The 20,240-nt window shown below is 69.5% G+C and carries 13 protein-coding genes and 2 pseudogenes; 6 read left to right on the forward strand and 9 right to left on the reverse strand.

Annotated features, from left to right (window positions below):
* Positions 1-490: 490 nt before the first annotated feature.
* Positions 491-1,486 carry a LysR family transcriptional regulator gene (locus ACIA73_RS01740; protein WP_399436234.1) on the reverse strand — a complete coding sequence of 332 codons (996 nt, stop codon included), beginning with the start codon at positions 1,484-1,486 and terminating at the stop codon, positions 491-493.
* 115 nt (positions 1,487-1,601) lie between these two features.
* Between ACIA73_RS01740 and ACIA73_RS01745 the strand changes: the two genes are divergently transcribed.
* The 3 genes and pseudogenes from ACIA73_RS01745 (at position 1,602) to ACIA73_RS01755 (ending at position 7,008) form a co-directional block, all read left to right on the forward strand.
* Positions 1,602-2,417, forward strand: coding sequence for an alpha/beta fold hydrolase (locus ACIA73_RS01745; RefSeq protein WP_399436235.1), 816 nt, complete (start codon positions 1,602-1,604; stop codon positions 2,415-2,417).
* A 144-nt stretch (positions 2,418-2,561) separates the two neighbouring features.
* Positions 2,562-2,907, forward strand: a pseudogene (locus ACIA73_RS01750) (phosphopentomutase); the annotation flags it as partial.
* A gap of 294 nt (positions 2,908-3,201) precedes the next feature.
* Positions 3,202-7,008, forward strand: a complete 3,807-nt coding sequence (locus ACIA73_RS01755) for a S8 family serine peptidase (protein ID WP_399436236.1) — start codon at positions 3,202-3,204, stop codon at positions 7,006-7,008.
* A 78-nt stretch (positions 7,009-7,086) separates the two neighbouring features.
* Here the strand turns inward: ACIA73_RS01755 and ACIA73_RS01760 are convergent, their stop codons facing one another.
* Positions 7,087-8,097, reverse strand: coding sequence for a helix-turn-helix domain-containing protein (locus tag ACIA73_RS01760; protein ID WP_399436237.1), 1,011 nt, complete (start codon positions 8,095-8,097; stop codon positions 7,087-7,089).
* A 178-nt stretch (positions 8,098-8,275) separates the two neighbouring features.
* Between ACIA73_RS01760 and ACIA73_RS01765 the strand changes: the two genes are divergently transcribed.
* A complete protein-coding gene (locus ACIA73_RS01765; RefSeq protein ID WP_399436238.1) occupies positions 8,276-8,716 on the forward strand; it encodes a hypothetical protein in 441 nt (146 codons plus the stop codon).
* Between the two features lie 81 nt (positions 8,717-8,797).
* On the opposite strand, the gene ACIA73_RS01770 is transcribed toward ACIA73_RS01765, so the two are convergent.
* Complete coding sequence (locus tag ACIA73_RS01770) at positions 8,798-10,147, reverse strand: cation:proton antiporter (protein ID WP_399436239.1); 1,350 nt, start codon at positions 10,145-10,147, stop codon at positions 8,798-8,800.
* 143 nt (positions 10,148-10,290) lie between these two features.
* Positions 10,291-11,205, reverse strand: a complete 915-nt coding sequence (locus tag ACIA73_RS01775; protein ID WP_399436240.1) for a LysR family transcriptional regulator — start codon at positions 11,203-11,205, stop codon at positions 10,291-10,293.
* Positions 11,206-11,382: 177 nt separating this feature from the next.
* Between ACIA73_RS01775 and ACIA73_RS01780 the strand changes: the two genes are divergently transcribed.
* Complete coding sequence (locus ACIA73_RS01780) at positions 11,383-13,143, forward strand: adenine deaminase C-terminal domain-containing protein (protein WP_399436241.1); 1,761 nt, start codon at positions 11,383-11,385, stop codon at positions 13,141-13,143.
* Between the two features lie 40 nt (positions 13,144-13,183).
* A complete protein-coding gene (locus ACIA73_RS01785; protein WP_399436242.1) occupies positions 13,184-13,873 on the forward strand; it encodes a YitT family protein in 690 nt (229 codons plus the stop codon).
* A gap of 24 nt (positions 13,874-13,897) precedes the next feature.
* On the opposite strand, the pseudogene ACIA73_RS01790 reads toward ACIA73_RS01785, so the two are convergent.
* The 5 genes and pseudogenes from ACIA73_RS01790 to ACIA73_RS01810 form a co-directional block, all read right to left on the reverse strand.
* Positions 13,898-15,496 (reverse strand): annotated as a pseudogene (locus tag ACIA73_RS01790) (alpha-amylase family glycosyl hydrolase); the annotation flags it as partial.
* Positions 15,497-15,589: 93 nt separating this feature from the next.
* Positions 15,590-16,465, reverse strand: coding sequence for a carbohydrate ABC transporter permease (locus ACIA73_RS01795; protein ID WP_399436243.1), 876 nt, complete (start codon positions 16,463-16,465; stop codon positions 15,590-15,592).
* Between the two features lie 17 nt (positions 16,466-16,482).
* On the reverse strand, positions 16,483-17,442 hold the full coding sequence (locus tag ACIA73_RS01800) for a carbohydrate ABC transporter permease (protein ID WP_399436244.1): 960 nt from the start codon (positions 17,440-17,442) through the stop codon (positions 16,483-16,485).
* Between the two features lie 118 nt (positions 17,443-17,560).
* The gene (locus ACIA73_RS01805; protein WP_399436245.1) at positions 17,561-18,976 is read right to left on the reverse strand and encodes an ABC transporter substrate-binding protein; all 1,416 of its coding nucleotides are present in this window, start codon (positions 18,974-18,976) and stop codon (positions 17,561-17,563) included.
* Positions 18,977-19,166: 190 nt separating this feature from the next.
* A complete protein-coding gene (locus tag ACIA73_RS01810; RefSeq protein WP_399436246.1) occupies positions 19,167-20,183 on the reverse strand; it encodes a LacI family DNA-binding transcriptional regulator in 1,017 nt (338 codons plus the stop codon).
* Positions 20,184-20,240: the final 57 nt, after the last annotated feature.

Raw genomic sequence — 20,240 nt, forward strand, 5'->3', positions numbered from 1 at the left:
GAGCCGCGGGACGGCGTACGCCCGCAGCACTGGGCCGGCCCGAACAGCGGCGGCGGTCGCTTTCCGCCCCGGAGACCGAGGGGCCGGTGTCGCTCCGTCGTGAGGTGGCGCGCGGTTGGGCAGCACGTGAGCGCATCCACCGAGTCAGGGGGACTCCATTGCTGGCGGACCGCACTTTCTCCGTAGGTGTCGTGCTCCGTTGCGGCACGGGAGCCGTTCGGACCCGTGAGGGGGGCCGCGGAACGCATGCGGAGGCCAAACGGCAGGACCAGGACCGTGCCGAGCGCGACGCGCCCCGGGAAGTGGAACGGAAGAAACGACTGCGGCAGGTGGCGGAGGAACGGACCCGGGCCACCACCGCTGGATCCTGGGCTGGATCCGCCCCGGCCTCACGGCATGCGCGCAGGTAGAAACCCCGCCCCCCCCACGTGCGGTAACAACGTCAAGGCACTGCACGGACGTTGACCGTCCGACGCGGCAGACCGGCAGGTCACACGGGTCCGTCCCCTCCGGGGCGGCCCCGTTCTGCTCCTTCCCGAGCTTCCTGAGGGGGTACGTGGCCTTCCTGAGGGAAAACATGGCCCAGCGTCGGCCGTAGGAGCGGTGCATGGCGGGCCAGGAAGCCCCACAGCTGTTCGGCGACCGGCCCGTGCGGCCGGTCGCGGCGGCGGGCTGCCGAGAGTTCCTCGACCACACCGGGAAAGTGCCGTCCGGCGATGGAGAGCAGGCGTCCGTCACGCAACTCGTTCTCGATCATGAACCGCGGCACGTGTCCCCACGCCATGCGGTGCAGGATCAGCTCCTTCTTCATGAGGTGGTCCGGAACGGAGCTCCGGGGCGCGCCTTCGACCAGAAAATGGCCCTGTTCGGACGGCTGTCGCGCCGAATCCCGGACCACGCACTGGGTGAAGGCCCGCATCCGCTGCGGTGTGATGCCGGTGTCCGGAGCGAAGGGCAGGAACCCGGGCGCCACGACGGGCACCAGAGCGACGCGGCCGAGATCGATCCACTCCATCCGCACATCGCTCTTGGGGACGCGGTGCACGATGAGGTCTGCCTCGTCCTCCAACAGCCGCTCCCAGGGGCCGGTGACCGTCTCGAACTGCAGGTGCAGCCGTGTCTGCGGGCACTGCGCGAAGAAGCGGCTGAGCAATTCCAGCACGGGTGGAAGTGGGCACAGGTCGCCGAGCACGACGCGCAGTTCGGCCTCCTCGCCCATCGCCAACTGGGCGGCGTAGGTCCGCAGTTCCTCGGCGTCGTGCAGCAGGAGACGCACCTTGCGGTGGAAGGCGTGCCCGGCCTCGGTGAGCTGAACCCGATAGCCCGAGCGGTCCAGCAGCTCCAGGCCCAGTTGGCGCTCCAGCTTGGCGACCGCTGCGAACACGGAAGGGTGCGAGCGGTGCAGCCGCTCGGCGGCGGCCTGGAAACCGCCTTCGCGCACAACGGCGTTGAAGCACTGCAACTCGTGGAGCGTGAAGTTCGACATTGTCCAGTCAACGTACAGACCTCGTCCGATCTTTGTAATGGAAGTCTGCAAGGGGCGTTCATAGGCTGAGCGCACAGCCGCTGGATCACTGGATCTCTGGGTCACTGGAGTTGACATGACTTCTCAAGCTCGTACCGCCATCACCGCCATCACCACCGGCGACGGCGTCCGCATCGCCTACCGCTTCGACGGTGACGAGAACAAGCCGGTGCTGCTGCTCTCGAACTCCATCGGTACCGATCTCCACATGTGGGACGGCCAAGTGCCGGTCCTGAGCGAGCACTTCCGGCTGCTGCGCCACGACGCGCGGGGCCACGGTGCCTCCGGTGTTCCGAGCGGCCCGTACTCCCTGGACCGGCTGGGGCGCGATGTGGTGGAGCTGCTGGATGCGCTGGGCCTGCGGCGGGTGCACGTGCTGGGCCTGTCTCTGGGCGGAATAGTCGCGCAGTGGCTGGGGATTCACGTTCCGGAGCGCGTCGACCGTCTGGTGCTCTCCAACACCGCCGCACATCTCGGCCCGGCGAATCAGTGGGACCGGCCGATCGCCGAACTGCTGGCAGCACCCGACATGCAGGCCACCGCGGAGATGTTCCTGCACAACTGGTTCCCGGCCCACATGCTGCGAGGCGACGACGAGATCGTCGAGGGCTTCCGCCGCACTCTGCTCGCCACGCGGCGCGAGGGCGTGGCCGGGAGCTGGGCCGCTGTGCGTGACTACGACCTGCGCCGCACGGCCACGCTCATCGACAACCCGACCCTGGTCATCGCGGGCGAGCACGACACCGTCACGTCCGCCGACCATGGGAGGGAGCTCGCCAGGACCGTCCCCGGCGCGCGGTTCACCCTGCTTCCCACGGTGCACATGGCGAATGTCGAAGGACAGGCGGAGTTCCTGGACGCCGTGGTGGGCTTCCTCAAGGAACAGTCCTGACGGCCGGCGCGGGACGGTCCCCGGGGGGCGCGCCGGCCCCCGACGGCAGGCCGCCCCCCGAGAGCGAGAAGCCCGCGTACGTGTACGTCACCAAGGTCGCCCCCCGCCGACGGCCGCCCCGCGGTGTTCGGCGGCGGCTTCTACGCCTCGCTCGGGTATCCCGGTGCGGACACCTTCGCCGGGCACCAGACCATGAGGGGCGCCGACTTCAGCCGGGTGACCGTGGCACGGCCGGCCGAGCACCTGGACGAGGTCACCGAGGCGCTCCGGGACGCCGGGGGCCGGGCCCAAATCCTCGACGGCAAGCCCCTGTTGATGGTCGACGACGCCGTCCTCGTGCACGACACCCCGGAGGCCGACCCGGGCATCCAACTGGAACGCGTCGGCCCGCCTGGAGGACATCGGCCTCGACGCCCTGCTCTCCGTCGCCCGTACCGTGCGCGCGGTGGCACCGGTCGCGCGGGTCATCGCGGTGGGCGGGCACGCGGACCGAACGACCCGACGATCGCCGTCGGGACTGGCGAACGGGACCCGGATCACGCCGCTGACGAACGGAGCGTGGCGGAAAGGCGCTTGAACTCCCGCGCCGCCCACAACGCGACGGCGATGGGGAGCAGTTGCTCGGGGACCCGGAACCACAGGGGTGAGTGAGGCGGGACAAGTCGCGTGTCGTAGGAGCGACATGTCGTAAGTGCGGCATCGAAAAGGCTGGCGCGGCGATCATGGGGGCCCGAGTCTGGTGCCGCACCGCGTGTCCGTTTCCTTGCCCCCTGGAAAGGTTCCGATGCACAGAAGACTTCGCCCTGCCGCCGTTCTGGCGGCAGGTGCCCTCCTCGCCACCCTGGCCCCCACCTCCTGGGGCGCGAGCGCCGCCCCAGCGCCCGCCACCTCCCAAATGAACGCCGCCGCCCGCCCGCAGGTCACCTCCGTCACGCTGGTGACCGGTGACCGGGTGCGGCTGGAGACCTTCCCCGGCGGCCGGAAGACCGTTTCCGTCGAGCCGGCCCCGGGCGCCTCGGAGGCCGACTTCAGCCAGTTGGAGATCGACAAGCAGCTGTACGTGCTGCCCCGGACCGCGCTCCCGTACCTCTCCTCCGGCAAGCTGGACCGGCAGCTGTTCAACATCACCGCCCTCATCGAGCAGGGATACGACGACGCCCACACCTCCGCCATCCCGCTGATCGCCCGCTACACCAGCAAAACGGACCCCAAGTCCAAGGGTGCGCCCACCGGTTCGCGCAAGGGGCTGGTCATCAAGAGCCTGCGCGGCTCGGCACTCAAGGCGGACAAGAAGCAGGCCGGGCGGTTCTGGAAGGCCATCGACGACGACGCGCTCGCCCCAAGCAGCGCGAAGGGCGCCGGCACGGGAGCTTCTTCCAGGAACGCCGCTTTCGAGGGCGGCGTCGAGAAGCTGTGGCTGGACGCGACGGTGCACGCCTCCCTGGACCGCAGCACCGCGCAGATCGGTGCGCCGGAGGCGTGGCAGGCGGGCTACGACGGCAAGGGCGCGACCGTCGCCGTCCTGGACACCGGCGTCGACGCCACCCACCCCGACCTGGCCGGAAAACTCGGCGAAGTACGCAACTTCACCACCGACCCCACCGCGAACGACGGCCACGGCCACGGCACCCACGTCGCCTCCACCATCGCCGGCAGCGGCGCCGCCTCGGACGGCAAGCGCAAGGGCGTGGCGCCGGGGGCGAAGCTGCTGATCGGCAAGGTGCTCGACGACAAGGGCTCCGGCCCGTACTCCGCCATCCTGGGCGGCATGGACTGGGCCGCCCGCTCGGGCGCGGACATCGTCAGCATGAGCCTGGGCGGCAGTCCCACCGACGGCACGGACGTACTCAGCCAGATCCTCAACGGCCTCAGCGAGGAGACCGGCACCCTCTTCGTCGTCGCGGCGGGCAACACCGGCGCCGACTACACCGTGGGCTCCCCGGGCACCGCGGAGAAGGCCCTGACCGTGGGCGCCGTCGATCGCGACGACAAGCTGGCCGCCTTCTCCAGCCGCGGCCCGCGCGTCGGGGACAACGGCGCCAAGCCCGACCTCACAGCTCCCGGCGTCGGCATCGCCGCCGCCCGCGCCGCCGGTACGTCCATGGGCAGCCCGGTGGACGCGTCCTACACCGCCGCCTCGGGTACGTCCATGGCGACCCCGCACGTGGCGGGCGCGGCGGCGATCCTGGCCGGGCGGCACCCCGGCTGGAGCGCCCAGCAGCTCAAGGACGCGTTGATGAGCACGACGCGTACCGCCGGCGACCGGACGGTCTACGAGCAGGGCACCGGCCGGGTGGACGTGGCCCGTTCGGTGCGCCAGCAGGTGCGCGCCACCGGCACGACCACCTTCGGAATGCTGGCCCCGGACGCGGGCGGGCAGAAGGTGAACGTCACCTACACCAACGACGGCGACGCGCCGGTCCCGCTCTCCCTGGCCACCACCTTCGACAAGGTCTACGGCTCCCCGGCCCCGGCAGCTGCGATAGGCGCCCCCACGCAGGTCACCGTGCCCGCGCACGGCACCGCCGACGTGACCGTGACCCTCGACGCGCCCGCGCTGCCGGAGGGCGTCTACGGCGGACGCCTCACCGCCACCTCGGCCGACGGGCAGTCCGTCGCGCACACCGTCCTCTCAGCGACGAAGGACCCGGTCACCCACAAGGTCACCGTGCGCGGCATCGACCGCGCCGGGCAGTCGGCGACCGTCTCACCGCTGATCATGCTGGGTCCCGCAGGCCGCTTCGACGTCCTCCAGGAGGTGCCTGCGGGGCAGAGCGTGACGGTGAACCTGCCCGAGGGCAACTACTACCTGCACGGCGTCATCACGCAGCACTCGGAGAACAACGTCATCAACAGCCTGGTGGTCGACCCGCAGTTGCGGGTGAGCGGCGCCACCGACCTGGTGCTCGACGCACGCAAGGCCGTCCCCGTGGAGATCCGTACCCCCCAGCGGGCCGAGCAGCAAGGTCCGCTGGTCTTCTCCACCCGCTGGAAGAGGGCCGACCGGGAGTTCGTCAGCTACTTCACCAGCTCGCACAGCGGCGGACAGCCTCTCTACGTCACGCCCACCAAGGAGTTCACCGAGGGAACCTTCGAGTTCTCCTCCCGCTGGCAGCTGGCCGCACCGATGCTCGGCGTACGCGCGCTCTCCGGCAACGCCGCGGCCGGTGTCCCCGTCCGCCTGCTGCACAACTCCCCCGCCGTGGAAGGTGTGCGACGCCTGCGGGTGGTGGACGCCGGTCAGGGACGCGCCGAGGACTACGCGGCGCTGCGCGCACGGGGCGTGGACGTCCGTGGCGCGGCGGTGCTCGTGGAACTGGAAGGGGTGGAGTACGACGACGCGGTGACCGCGGCAGCCGGAGCCGGAGCCGCGGCTGCCGTCACCACCGCGGGCGGCAACAGGTACGCGGCCACGCCCTGGCAGCCGGTGAGCCAGCGGCTGCCGGCCATCGGGCTGTACGCCACCAGCGCCGCGATGCAGCGGCTGCGAGTACCGGGAACCAAGCTGGAGTTGAAGGGGACCCCGGAGAGCCCCTACCTCTACGAGGTCGTACAGCTCTCCGAACAGCGCGTTCCCGAGCGCGTGGTCCACAAGGTCGAGCCGGGGAACACGGCCACCGTGACCTCGCGCTACCCGGACACGGGCGGGGCGCGCCACGTCACGGAGAACCGGGAGTCCTGGCGTCCGTGGGAGGACGCGTCCCTCGCCCTGCGGTCCCGGTACGTGCGCACCGGGCAGATGCGGACGGAGTACCTGAGCGGTCCCGCCGACACCAGGTGGCTGCACTGGGTCAACCCCCGCAACACCTGGGCGTTCCAGGCACTGGGGACGGGCATGTTCGGCCCGCTGCGCACCTACCGGCCCGGTGAACGCGTCACGGAGAGCTGGTACGCCCCCGTGGTGCGCCCGGCGATCCCCCGAGGCGTCGAAGGGCTCGCTCTCCGTAAGGGCGACCAACTGACCATAGGGATACCCGAGTTCACCGACACCGCGTCCGGCCACTACGGCTACGCCCTGCCCCGCAAGGACGCCGCCACTCCGCATCCCGACGAGACCCACGCCGTACTGCGTCGCGACGGCGAGATCCTGGCCGAAGGCCCCCGGGCGTGGGGCACCTTCCCCGCGGGCGGGGACGGCGGCCGCTACCGGTTGGACCTGGACGTGAAGCGCACCAGCCCCGAGGGCACCCTCTCGCGGGCCACCAGCACCGGCTGGTCGTTCACGGCCCCTCGCCCGGGTGAGGGCAAGGAGTCCCTGCTCCCCCTCCTCCAGCTCGACTACGACGTGGCCACCGACCTCCGGGGCGCCGCCCCCGGCTCCGGGTCCTTCACGTTCAAGGTGAGCGCCCGCCACCAGGACGGTCTGAAGGGCCGTTCAGTGAAGGGCATGCAGGTGTCCGTCTCGTACGACGACGGCAAGCACTGGCGGGCGGCGACGGCCTCCGGCCGCGGCGACGGTGCCTATCGGGTCCGGGTCAGCCACCCCACGGCCGCCCGCACCAGCGGGTACGTCACACTGCGGGTCCGCGCCTGGGACGACGCGGGCAATGAGGTGACGCAGCAGATCGAGCGGGCGTACGCGCTGAGGTAGTACGCGAGCTCCGGAAGCCGCGACCGAACCCGGTCGCGGTTTCCGCACGTCCCCTCCGCACGCCCTATGCCTCACGCCTCACGACAGCCAGTTGCGTCTCGCCGCCTGCCACACCAGCTGGGTGCGCGTCGTCGCGCCCGCCCGCTGCATCAGTGCGGTGATCCTGCGCTGCACCGTGCGGTGACTGACACCCAGCTGGGTGGCGATCGCCTTGTCCGCCACGCCCGCCACCACCAGGGAGAGCAGATAGCGCTCGTCGTCGGCGACACTGCCGCCCGGCCCCATGCCGCCGGCGAAGTCGGCCAGCTTCCCCTCCTCCGTGACGTGCAGCGGGGTCCCCGCCGCCCATTGGCTGTCGAACAGGGCGACCAGTGCGTCCAGGAGGCTGCTGCTGCGGATCACGGCGGCGGTCGGCTCACCCGGGGCGGCGGTCGCGCCACCCGGCATCAGCGGGCAGACGGCGACGGAACTGTCCACGATGACCATGCGCACAGGCAGGGTGCTGGTGGCACGGGCGACTTCACCGGCGCGGATGCCCTGGGCAACGTTGTCGACCATGCCGGGCTGTTCCAGGCAGGCCCGTTCGTAGATCGCCTCGTAGCGGATGCCCTGGGCGAGCAGCTCGAACTCCTCGTCGTTGTCCTGGGCGCGCAACGCGACGGGATCGGCCTTGCAGAACCACCGCAGGTCGCTGCGGGCCCCGTAGGCGAGTTGGCGGAGCTGCCGGCGGATGGCACCACTGCCGGTGATCACCTCGACCAGTTGCCCGGCGTCATGGCGCCGGCCGCCCGCCCGGTACTCCTCGGTCAGCTGCTCCACTCCACGCCGCGCCCACTCCAGCGCCTCCTGGCCGCGCGCCAGCATGGGTTGCAGCGCCACGTCCGGCGGGACGGGCACGTACCGCATGCCGCCGTCGGCCGAAGGCCGTTCGACCAGACCCTTGTCGTGCAGGGAGGACAGCAGCAACGCCGCCTCGCGTTCCTGGATGTGGAGCCGTTGGACGATCTCGTCCATACCCGCGTCCCGGACCTCCACCAGGAGGCGGTAGACCCGCTCCTCCGCTGCCCCGATCCCCGCTATCTCCAGCATGCGCCCTCTCCCTCGCCCCAGCCCGCCCCGAGCGGACGCCCACGGTGACCTCCATGATCGAACCGGATGCGAGCGGCCCTGCCAAGCGATCCGGAGACATCGCGGTACCGGGGGGAGGGTCAGGGCTCCGCCGGGGCCCGGGTGTGTGGGACGGGGGCGGGCAGGCTAGGTTGCTCGGGTGAGTCTCCTTGATGATGTGGCCGCGCGCGACGGCTGGCAGTGCTGGGTATGCGACGAACCGGTCGACCCCGACGAGTCGGTGAACGACGCGCGGGGGCCGAGCGTGGACAGCCGGACCGCCGACCGGAAGGCCAAGGTCGTCGAGCGGCTCGCGCACCGCGGGTGCAACTCCCGCAAGGGCGCGGTCAAGGTGGTCATCGCCTGGCCGGACCGCCTGTACGTGGTCGAACCCGCGCCGCTGATCACCGTTGCCGCGAGGCTGGAGCGCAAGGGAGGCCGCGAGATGGTGGGCCGTTGTCCGACCAGGCGGGACGCCCAGGAGGCGGCGGACTGGGTGGTGGACCGGTTCTCCCGACTGGTCCCTGGGCTGCCGGTGACCGCCGGCATCGAGCCGGGCGGCGGCCAGTTCCTCGTCGTCCTCTCCGCCGGCCGCCGCTGACCGGGAATCACCCCCGCGCTGCGATGATCCGGATCGACGACCTCCTCGAAGCCCCTTGCTGATCGCGGCCTCGCACAGGCCCTAGCGGGAAGGGCGGGGTTCCCCCTGTTCCCGTCCGGGCACGTCTTCTTCCCGTACGGGCACGCCTTCTTCCCGCACAGGCCCGGCTGCACCCTCCACCGGCTCCGTGTCGCGCCTGCGGTCGAGGCGGGCGACCACCGGGCCCGAGGTGATGCCGTGCAGGACCACCGATATCAGCACGGTGAAGGTCACCACCGCCCACAACTCGTCCGGCGGTACGGGAAATTCGGTCTGGCCCAGCGCATACGCCAGGTAGTACAGCGAGCCGATGCCGCGGATCCCGTACCCCGCGACCACCCAGCGTTCCCGTCCCCGCAGTCCGCCGCCGAGCAGGCCCGCCCAGCCGGTCAGCGGCCTGATCACCAGCAGGACGGCCAGCGCGGTGAGCGCGCCCTGCCAGGTCAGCGCGGCGAGACCGCCCGTCGCGAGGAAGGCGCCGAGCAGGAACAGCACCGCCGCGGTGAACAGGCGCTCGACCTGCTCCACGAAGTCGTGCAGCACGTTGTGGTACCCGTGTGCACGCTCCGCGGACCGGATCGTGCAGGCGGTGATGAACACGGCGAGGAAGCCGTAGCCGCCGGCCAGTTCGGTGGTCCCGTACGCGAGGAAGGTGGCACCGATCGCGACGAATCCCTCGCGGTGCGCGGACAGCCGCAGGACCGACGAACGGGGGCGGAAGAAGAGCCAGCCGAGGAGTCGTCCGATCAGCAGCCCGCCCACCACGCCGACGACGCCCTTGACGGCGACATCCTCCACCGCCCAGGCGCCCACCCAGCCGGCCGACCAGCCGGCGCCCGCGGCGACGGCCAGGGCCACCGCCGCGTAGACCAGCGGGAAGGCGAGTCCGTCGTTGAGGCCCGCCTCGCTGGTCAGGGCGAACCGGACCTCGTCCTCGTCGTGCTCCTCCGCCGTGGGCTCCCCCACCCGCACCTCGGAGGCGAGCACCGGATCGGTCGGCGCGAGGACGGCCGCGAGCAGCAGGGCGGCGGCCGGCGGCCAGTCCAGCAGCCACCACGCCACCAGCGCGGTGGCCAGCACGGTCAGAGGCATCGTGAGTCCGAGCAGGCGCCAGGTGGTCCCCCAACGGCGCCACCCCACCGGCCTGTTGAGTGCCAGGCCCGCCCCCATCAGCGCGATGACCACGCCGGTCTCGGTGAAGTGCTCGGTCAGCCGCCGGTCCTCCACCGGGTCGATCACCGGCAGCGGCAGGGGAAGCAGATACACGCAGAAGCCGCCCACCAGGAAGATCAGCGGCAGCGACACCGGCCGCCCGGCCACCACACGCGGCAGCATCGCCGCGAGCAGCGCCCCCACTCCCGCACAGGCGAACACTCCGTCGGCGAGGGTCACTTGGCTCCGTCCTTCCTCCTGCTGCGGCCATGGGGCGCGATGCATATGTGCGAATGGAAATCCGCGAACTGTCTCGTACGGGCTGCCCTGTACGAGCTGTCTCATGCGAGCCGTGTCAAGCGACCTGTCCGAAGCGACCTGTCTCATGCGAGCGGATGGGTGACCACGGACTCCAGCGTTCCGATGACCTCCTCGGCGAACAGCAGTCCGGCCAGGCCGTGGCCGTGCTTTTCGCGGCGGACCAGGGAAAGGATGTTGTTGCTGAAGGCCCGGTCGCGAACCGGGCGGAATACCAGAACTCCGCTGTTCCGCTCTTCGGCCATGTCGAATTTGCTGAGAAAGGCGATGGCGTCGCCAAAGACGGCGAGCCGCTTCATTGTTTCGATGGAGTTGGTGCGAAACGCGGGTTCCACTGTGATTCCGGCTTCGCTGAAGGTGTCCGCGATGATTCCGTGGATCACCATGGACCGGTCGGCGAAGATGAGCGGGTGGGCCGCGCAATGAGCCAGCGGAATGGACTCCATCGAGGCCAGCGGGTGCGTCGGCGCGAGGACCGCACCGAGCCGGGTGGCCAGCTGCCAGCAGATCTCCAGCTGGAGGGATGACGGGACGTTGAAGCCCAGTCCGAGATCGGCTTCGCCGTTCAGCACGGCCCGCAGGATGTCGTGGCCGGACATCGCCCGGATCGAGATCCGGACCTCGGGGTACCGGGCGGAGAAGCTGGCCGTGGCGGCAGCGACGAGCCCACTGGCCAGGCCGGTCATGGTGGCGATCACCACCTCCCCGCTCGGCTGCGCGTGCAGGTCGCGCATCGTGGCCACGGCCTCGCGGTAGTCCTGCATGGTCCTGCGCGCGTGCGCCAGGAGGACCTCGCCGGCCGGGGTCAGCCGCATGCCGCGCGGCATGCGCTCGAACAGCTCCTCGCCGAGCTCCTTCTCCAGGAGCAGCAGTTGCCTGTTGATGGCCGACGGTGCGACGTGGAGCCTCGCCCCCGCCGCCCGGATGGACCCGCAGCGGGCCACTTCGTCGATGTACCGCAGCAAACGTGAGTGAAGCATGACGGCCTCCCGGTCCGGACCGTACACAACCTGACCGTGCGCAAAAAGAGAACGGTCCGTGCGAAAACGGCTGCTTGTCAGCAACGGCCGCCTGCAATTCCATGTCCTCAGCGCACAGCAGCGACTGCCGCGCCCAGCCGGGCAGTTGGCAGCGGACAGCGATGGGGCGAGGAATTCATGATCAAGCAAGAGGCGACGAGTCAGGCCGGCACCACTCAATCCGTGCCCGTTCACGACGAGTACGTCCGGACGATTTTCGGCATTCTGCAAGGGGAGCGGACGGCCGATCTGCTGCTGCGGAATCTGAACGTTCTGGATGTGCACAGCGAGACGGTCTTCCAGGGGTCGATACTCGTCCACGGGCAGCGCATCATCGCGCTGGATCCCGATGAGTCGATCGTGCAGGCCCGTGAGGTGTTCGACGGGCAGGGGCTGTACGCCATTCCCGGGCTGATCGACGCACATCTGCACTTCGACGCGCAGTTGGCCCACCCGGCGGCGTTCGGGGAGGCGATCGTTCCGAGCGGTACGACGACCATTTTCGCCGAGACCCTGGATTTCGCGAGTGCGGCCGGTGACGAAGCGATCGAGGCGGCCCACGCCCTGTTCAAGGACTACCAGGAACTGCCGTACCGGATATACGCGTTCGCGCCCGGGAAGAAGACGTCGGTCGAGGTGACCGAGGCCATGCTGAAGATGGACCCGGTGATCGGGCTGGGCGAACTCGCCCACCTGTCGTACATGACGGGCAACGACGACGACTTCCGCAGGTCCGCCCTGGGACGCGCCAACGGTGGCTGGGTGAACAGCCATTGGGGGGTGACGGCACTTTCGGACATGCTGCTGAACTACATGCCGGCGATCGGCGCCCACAACAATCACGATGTCTGGAACGAGGACGACATCGAGAAAAGCGTCCGGTACGGCATGCGGACCCAGATCAAGTTCGGGGTGGGCAGTCCCGAGGTGATCAGGACCATGCTGCGCGCGCTGGTGAAGCGCCGTTGGCCGGCCGAGAACTTCCAGCTCTGCGCGGACAACATTTCGGTCGACCGGGTCCTGAAGAGGGGGCACATCGACTGGGTGATCTCGCTGGCCGTCGAGATGGGGATGAACCCGATCCAGGCGATCAAGATGGGCACGCTGTACGCCGCCAGGTCCTTCGGCATGGACGACGAGTTCGGCTCCCTCGCCCCCGGCCGGTTCGCCGACATCGTACTGACCGACAGCCTTTCCAGGATCAATCCGCGGTACGTCTTCAAGGGCGGCGAGCTCGTCGCCCAGGACCGCAAGCTCCTCAAGGCCGTCGACCTGGACTACTCGGGCATGGTGAAGGAGCCCCGGCCGGGTCTCGCCGATCTGGCACCCGAGCAGTTGGACCTCACCCCGATCGAGGTCTCGGACGACGGGACCCGGGCCAAGGTGCTGCTCTTCGACGTCTACGGGCGCGGCCACCTCAAGTTCGCCCAGGAGGTGTGGGTTCCGTTCCGGGACGGGCGGGTCGTGCCCGAGGTGGACGGCGTCGCGCTGAACCGGATCTCGGTCGTGCAGCGCTATGCGGAGGGTGAGCGCCATGTGGTCAACGGGTTGTTCAAGGGTGTGTCGATCGACCGCGGTGCGGTCTCGACGTTCTGGCCGGCGCCCTTCGCCTATTTCGTGGTCGTCGGCACCGACAGTGCCGAGATGCGTGCCAACCTCCAGCGGCTGGACGCCTCCGTGGGTGGCTGTCTGGTGACCGAGGACCGGCGGACGAAGGCCCAACTGGCCCTGGACATCTACGGTGTCATGGCCGATATGGAGCTGTCCGAGCTGGTCACCGCGACCCGGGAGATCGACGCGGCGCTGGAGAAGCTGGGCAATCGCAACGAGGGCGAACCTGTCGTCAACAAGCTGCTGACGCTCTTCATCTCGCTCGACCGCTTCGGATTCATGGTCTGACGAACGCCTCCCATCCGGTCAGTAGTCAGAGGAGAAGCCCGTGTCGCAGCACGAAGAAGAAATCGGAGTCGTTGATACCGGGAGCCTGGTGCGGCGGTGGATCACCTATGCCGTCGGTATCTACCTGCTGACGCTGGGTGTCAGCCTGGCCATCAAGGCCAGTATCGGAATCTCACCGCAGAGCAGCCTCACCCGCACCATGACCCTGGTGTTCCCCTCGATGAGTCAGGGGACGTTCAACTTCGTCCTCGAACTCATCATGCTTCTGCTGACCTATCTGGTCATGCCGAAGGCCTTCAGGCTCAAGAACTTCCTGTCGTTGGTCCCGGCCTTCGCGCTGGCCACGTTCCTCGACCTGAATCTGAAGCTGACGCACTGGATCGTGGTGGATGCCTACGCCGCGAAGTTCCTGCTCCTGGTTTTCGCGGACGCGACGCTGGCATTCGGCCTGTTCCTGATGATCCGCGCCAATCTGGTGCTGATGCCGATCGACATGTTCGTGCACACCATCTTCAAGCGAACGGGCTGGAAGTGGGGCAACATCAAGACGGCCTTCGACTGCACGTTGCTGGTGACCTCGGCGGCGGTCGGTCTGGTCTCCCTCGGCTCACCGCACTTCATCCGGGAGGGCACCCTCATCAACGGCATCCTCGTCGGACAGTACATAAGGCTCTACTTCTTCCTGTTCAAGCACTTCTCCGGGAAGCGTGAGCGGGCGGGCCTCGGGTGAGCTCGTCCCGTCCACGGCGCGGCCGCGCAGCCAGATGGCGGTGTCCCGCGGTAGCCGGCCCCGGGAGTCGAGCGGGGCACTGCTCAGGAGGACCGTGTGATGGGCGGGCAGTTCCAGTGCGGACTCGGCCAGGTTGACCAGGCACAGGAGGTTGCCGGGGCGGGCGAAGGCGAGGGTTCCGGGTGGGGTGGGGAGCCAGCTCAGGGGGCCGTCGCCGAGGCCGGGTTCGGTGCGGCGCAGGCGCAGGGCCTCGCGGTAGAGGGTGAGCATGGAGTCGGGGGCGGCGCTCTGCCGGTCGACCGCGTAGGCCGGCCAGCCCTCGGGCTGGGGCAGCCAGGGCTCGACGGTGGAGCCGAAGCCGCAGTACGGGGCGTCGGCCGCCCAGGGCAGGGGGACCCGGCAGCCGTCCCTGCCGGGGTCGGTGCCCTGGGAGCGGAAGTGCATGGGGTCCTGGATGCGGTCGCGGGGGATCTCGGCTTCCGGGAGGCCGAGTTCCTCGCCCTGGTAGAGGTACGCCGAGCCGGGGAGGGCCAGCGTCAGCAGGGCGGCGGCGCGGGCGCGGCGGGTGCCGAGGGCCAGGTCGGTGGGGGTGCGGTAGGTCTTGGTGGCGAAGTCGAACGAGGTGTCGCTGCGGCCGTAGCGGGTGACGGTGCGGGTCACGTCGTGGTTGCACAGCACCCAGGTGGCGGGGGCGCCGACGGGGGCGTGCTCGGCGAGTGTGTCGTCGATCGAGCGGCGCAGCCGGTCCGCGTCCCAGGGGCAGGCGAGGAAGCTGAAGTTGAAGGCGGTGTGGAGTTCGTCGGGGCGCAGATAGCGGGCGAACCGCTCGGCGTCGGGGAGCCAGACCTCGCCGACGAACACGCCGTCGTACTCGTCGGCGATCCTGCGCCAGGCACGGTAGATGTCGTGCAGTTCGTCCTGGTCGATGTACGGGTGGGGGTCGACGCCCTCGACGAAGTCGGGCAGTGCCGGGTCCTTGGCGAGGAGGGCGGCGGAGTCGATCCGTACCCCTGCCACTCCTCGCTCGAACCAGAAGCGCAGCACGTCCTCGTGCTCCTGGCGGACGGCCGGGTGGGCCCAGTTGAGGTCGGGCTGCTCGGGGGCGAACAGGTGCAGGTACCACTCGCCGTCGGGTACGCGGGTCCAGGTGGGTCCCGCGAACTGGGAGGGCCAGTCGTTGGGCGGGAGTTCGCCGCGCTCACCGCGTCCGGGGCGGAAGTGGAAGAGCTCGCGCTCGGGGCTGCCGGGGCCCGCCGCGAGTGCGGCCCGGAACCAGGTGTGCTGGTCGGAGACGTGGTTGGGGACGATGTCCACGATCGTCCGGATGCCGAGTCCGTGTGCTTCGGCGATCAGCTTCTCGGCCTCGGCGAGGGTGCCGAAGGCGGGGTCGACGGTGCGGTAGTCGGCGACGTCGTAACCGCCGTCGACCAGCGGGGAGACGTACCAGGGGGTGAACCAGACCGCGTCGACGCCGAGTTCGGCGAGGTACGGGAGTCGGGCCCGGACCCCCGCGAGGTCCCCGGTGCCGTCGCCGTCGCCGTCGGCGAAGCTGCGCGGGTACACCTGGTAGATGACGGCGTCGCGCCACCAGTGGGCGGGGCGGGGCGGGCGGGGCTCAGCCACGTGAAGGTCCTTTCGGGCAGGTCGGATCCCGCTGCGGAGGTCTGGGGGGGGGCGGGGCGGGCGGGCAGGGCGGGCGGGCAGGGCGGGCGGGGCTCAGCCCTTGAGGCCGCCTGCCGTGAGGCCGCTCATGATGTTCCGCTGGAAGATCAGGAAGATCAGGAGGGTCGGGATCGACGCGATGGTGAGGGCGGCGATCAGTACGTTGACCGGGACCCCGTTGGACAGTGAGTAGATGCCGACGTTGAGGGTCTGTTTCGAAGGGTCGGGCAGGGTGAGCAGCGGCCAGAGGAAGTCCTTCCAGACGCCCACCACCGCGAAGATGGACACCACGCCGAGGATCGGCCGGGAGATCGGCAGGACGATCGAGCGCAGGGTGCGCATCGGGCCGGCGCCGTCGATGGAGGCGGCGTCGAGGAGTTCCCCGGGGATGGAGTCGAAGAAGCGCTTCAGCAGGAAGATGTTGAAGGCGTTGGTGACCGACGGCAGCCAGATCGCCCAGGGCGAGTTGAGCAGGTTGCGTTCCACGACGGGCACGTCGAGGACGGTCAGGTACTGCGGTACCACCAGGACCGTGGCCGGGATCATCAGTGTCGCCAGCATCATGCCGAGGACGGCCTTGCCGAAGATCGGCCGGAGCTTGGAGAGCGAGTAGGCGGCGGCGACGTCCAGGACGAGCTGGAAGGCGAGCGCGCCGAAGGCGTAGTAGAGGGTGTTGAAGAGCAGGGTGGCGAGGTCCATGACCTCCCAGGCACGGGTGTAGTTGGCCGCCTCGAAGGAGTGCGGGACCAGCGTGGGCGGGGTCTGGATGACTTCCTGCGGGTCCTTGAAGCCGCTGGAGACGAGCCAGTACAGCGGGCCGAGGAAGACCAGGGTGAAGCCGCCGATCACGACGGCGAACGTCACCCAGTAGAGCAACTTCCCACGGGGCCTGGCGAGTTGGGCGGGCGAGATGAGCGTGCGTGTGGACATGGCGGTCTCTCCGGTCCCTACTCGTCCTCGGCGCGGCTGAGTTTCACGTACGCCGCCGAGAATCCGGCGAGGAGTACGAGCAGCAGCAGGCCGAGGGCCGCGGCGGCGCCGTAGTTGTTGAAGTTGAAGGCGTACTGGTAGATGAGGTGCACGACGGTGGTGGTGGAGCCCTCGGGGCCGGCGCCGCCGGTCAGCAGGAAGGGCTCGACGAAGACCTGCATGGTGGCGATGACCTGCATCAGCAGCATCAGCGACAGGATGAGCCGGGTCTGCGGGACGGTGACGTGCCAGATCTTGCGGAGGATGCCCGCGCCGTCCAGCTCGGCCGCCTCGTAGAGCTCGCCGGGGATGCCCTGGAGCGCGGCGAGGTAGATGAGGGTGGCGCCGCCCATGTTCATCCAGGTGGAGGCGACCACGACGGCGAGCATCGAGAGGTCCGGGTCCTGGAGCCACTGCTGGGCGGGGATGCCGAGGAAGGCGAAGAGTTCGTTGAGGAGGCCGTAGCCCGGGTCGTACAGGTACTTGAAGAGCAGGACCGAGGCGACGGGCGGCAGCATCACCGGCAGATAGACCAGCAGCCGCAGATAGCCCTTGCCGTGCCGGAACTCGTTGATGGTGATCGCGACGAGGAACGGCACCACGAAGCCGAGCAGCAGGGCCAGCGCGGTGAACAGCAGGGTGTTGCGCCAGGCCTGCCAGAACGCCGGGTCCTGGAAGACGGTGCGGAGGTTGTCCAGGCCGACCCAGGTGACCGTGCCGTTCTCGGTCTTCTGGAAGGCCAGCAGGAACTCCCGGATCATCGGGTACCAGGAGAACACCGCGAAGCAGAGCACCGCGCCGATCAGGAAGCCGTGCGCGGTGAGGTTGCGGCGCAGGCTCCTGGCGAGGCGGCCGTCGCCGTCCGCGCGCCGGGGCCGTTGCGGGTGGGGCGCGGGAGTGCGGGGCTTCTCCAGGGGGATGGTGCTGGGGGCCGGCATGGGTGCTCCTCGGGTGCGTTCTGTTGTGCGTGCGCTCCGTACGTGCGCGCGGGGTGTGTGTACGTGCGCGGGGAGGCGGCGGGGACGGGGGTGCGGCCCGTCCCCGCCCGAGGGGCGGTCACTGGGTGGCGAGTACCTGGTTGACCTGGGTCTCGGCGGTGGCGAGCAGCTTGGCGATGTCGGCGTCCTTGTTGGTGAGGAGGCCGGACATCACGTCGTCGAGGACCTTGTAGACCTCCTGCGCCTTGGGTGGCTCGGTCTTGCCGGCGACCGGGTTGTCCATGTACGCCTTGAAGTTGGCGATCGGCATGGTGGCGTGCTGGACGCGGGCCGCGTCATCCTTGGTCTTGGAGGCGTTCAGCCAGAAGTTCGGCTGCGGTACGCCGACGGGGAGGTTGTCCGCCTTGGTGCGGGACCAGTCGAACTGGCCCTTGCCGACGGTGAGGTTCTTGAAGTTGAGCCAGGCGACGGCCGCCTTGACCTTGTCGGCGGAGATGCCCTTCTTCACCATGTAGCTGTTGCCGCCGGCCAGGGTGCTCTTCTCGCCGGGTATCGGGCCCATCCCGAAGTTCTCGTACTTCGCGCCCAGTTGCTGGACCATGTACGCGATGTCGTCGGGCGCGGCGAGGAACATGCCGAGCTTGTCGGTGGCGATCTGCTTCTGGAGGTCGCCCCACTTCAGCAGCTGAGTCTTGCCCATGCTGTCGTCCTGCCAGCGCATCGCGTGCAGGTTGGTGGCGACCTGCTTGCCCAGGTCGTTGTTGAACGCCGCCTTCTTGCCGCTCGCGTCGACGACTTCGCCGCCGATGCTGAACATCTGCGCGGTGAAGTGCCAGCCACCGGTGTTGCCCGCGCTGTACTCGCCGAAGCCCGCGACGCCGTTGCCGAGGCCGGCGATCTTCTTGGCGGCGGACCTCACCTCGTCCCAGGTGCGGGGCGGGGTGTCGGGGTTGAGGCCCGCCTGCTGGAAGAGCTTGCGGTTGACCAGCAGCCCCATCCGGTAGTTACTGGTCGGCAGTCCGTACAACTTGCCGTCCTGCTTGAGGGAGTTGAGGACGTCGGGGTCGATGTCCTTCAGCAACGGCACCGTCTTGTCGGTGACGTACGCGGAGATGTCCTGGGCGCCGTCGTTGTCGAGCACCTGGGGCAGGTCGGTGAAGTACGTGTAGAACACGTCGGGCTGGGACTTGGCCTTGAGCATGGCGGTGAAGCGCGGGGGCTCCAGGCACTGGCCGGCGGTGGAGCGGCCCTGGATGGTGATGTTCGGGTACGTCTTGTTGAACGCGGCGACGTCCTCCTTCCACTCCTTCAGCTCGGCCGCCTTGGCCGTCGGAGGCATGCAGTCGATGGTGAGCGTGACCTTGGTCTTCGGGTCCAGCGGGGCGGCGGGGTCGGAGTTCCCGCTGCCCTGGGAACCGGTGTCCCCGTCGTTGCTGCTGCTCGTGCCGCAGGCGGAGAGGGCGGTGAGCGTCAGGGCGGAGACGAGCGTCAGTGCGCTTGCGGTGCGGGCGCGACGGAACCGAGCACTTCTCATGGGTGGACCCCTTCGGGCATGAACGTGGAAGGCGCCCCACCGCCGATGCGTTGTGGGGCGCCGCTCACTCAACCACCGCGAACATGTGGGCGCAAGATTTCGCGCAGTTTTCGTAATTGATTGACAGACAGCTGGAGTTCAGGAGCAGAGCGGCGTTAAATCGTGACCTCCAGAGGGCCCTTCAAAGGTTCTACTTCGGGGCCGCCGTCACCCCGGAGGGCTGTGCGGTGGAACCCCTGACCACCAGTTCGGGGTCGAAGAGCAGCTCGCTGTGCGGTACGTCGCGGCCCTGGATCTGGAGGATCAGCAGCTCGACGGCCGCCCGCCCCATCGCCTCGATCGGCTGGCGGACCGTGGTCAGCGGCGGTTCGGTGCACGTCATGAACGCCGAGTCGTCGTAACCGACCACGGAGACGTCCCTCGGCACCCGCAGGCCCAGCCGGCGGGCGGCCCGCACCGCCCCGAGGGCCAGCGGGTCGCTCGCGCACACGATGCCGGTCGCGCCGCGCTCCAACAGCTGGGTGGCGGCCGCCTGGCCGCCCTCCAGCGAGAACATCGACCGCTCCACGAACTCCTGCGGCAGCGTGCCGCCCGCGGCCTGCTCGGCGGCCTTCAGCCGGCGCCGGGAGGGCATGTGGTCGGCGGGGCCGAGCACCAGGCCGATCCGCTCGTGGCCCAGCGACTCCAGGTGCCGCCACGACTGCTCGACCGCCACCGCGTCGTCACAGGCCACGCACGGGAAGTCGAGTCCCGCGATGGAGGCGTTCATCAGCACCACGGGGATCTGCCGCTCGGCCAGCAGCCGGTAGTGCTCGTGCGGGGCGTCGGCCTGCGCGAACAGGCCTCCGGCGAACACCACACCGGAGACCTGCTGCTGGAGCAGGAGGTCGACGTAGTCCGCCTCCGAGACGCCCCCCTTGGTCTGCGTGCACAGCACGGGGGTCAGCCCCTGCTGCGCCAGCGCGCTGCCGATGACCTCGGCGAACGCCGGGAAGATCGGGTTCTGCAACTCCGGCAGCACCAGCCCGACCAGCCGCGCCCGTTCCCCGCGCAGTTGGGTCGGGCGCTCGTAGCCCAGCACGTCCAGGGCGGTCAGCACCGACTGCCTGGTCGCCTCGGACACTCCTTGCTTGCCGTTGAGCACCCGGCTGACCGTGGCCTCGCTGACCCCAACCTTTTTCGCTACCTGAGCAAGTCGTCGCGTCATGGACGCAAGAATAGCGCAAGCCCTGCAAGGCGCTTGCGCTATTCGGACAGGCCGGAT

The organism is Streptomyces sp. NPDC051561 (genome assembly GCF_044454195.1).
In the GTDB taxonomy this organism is placed as follows: Bacteria; Actinomycetota; Actinomycetes; order Streptomycetales; family Streptomycetaceae; genus Streptomyces.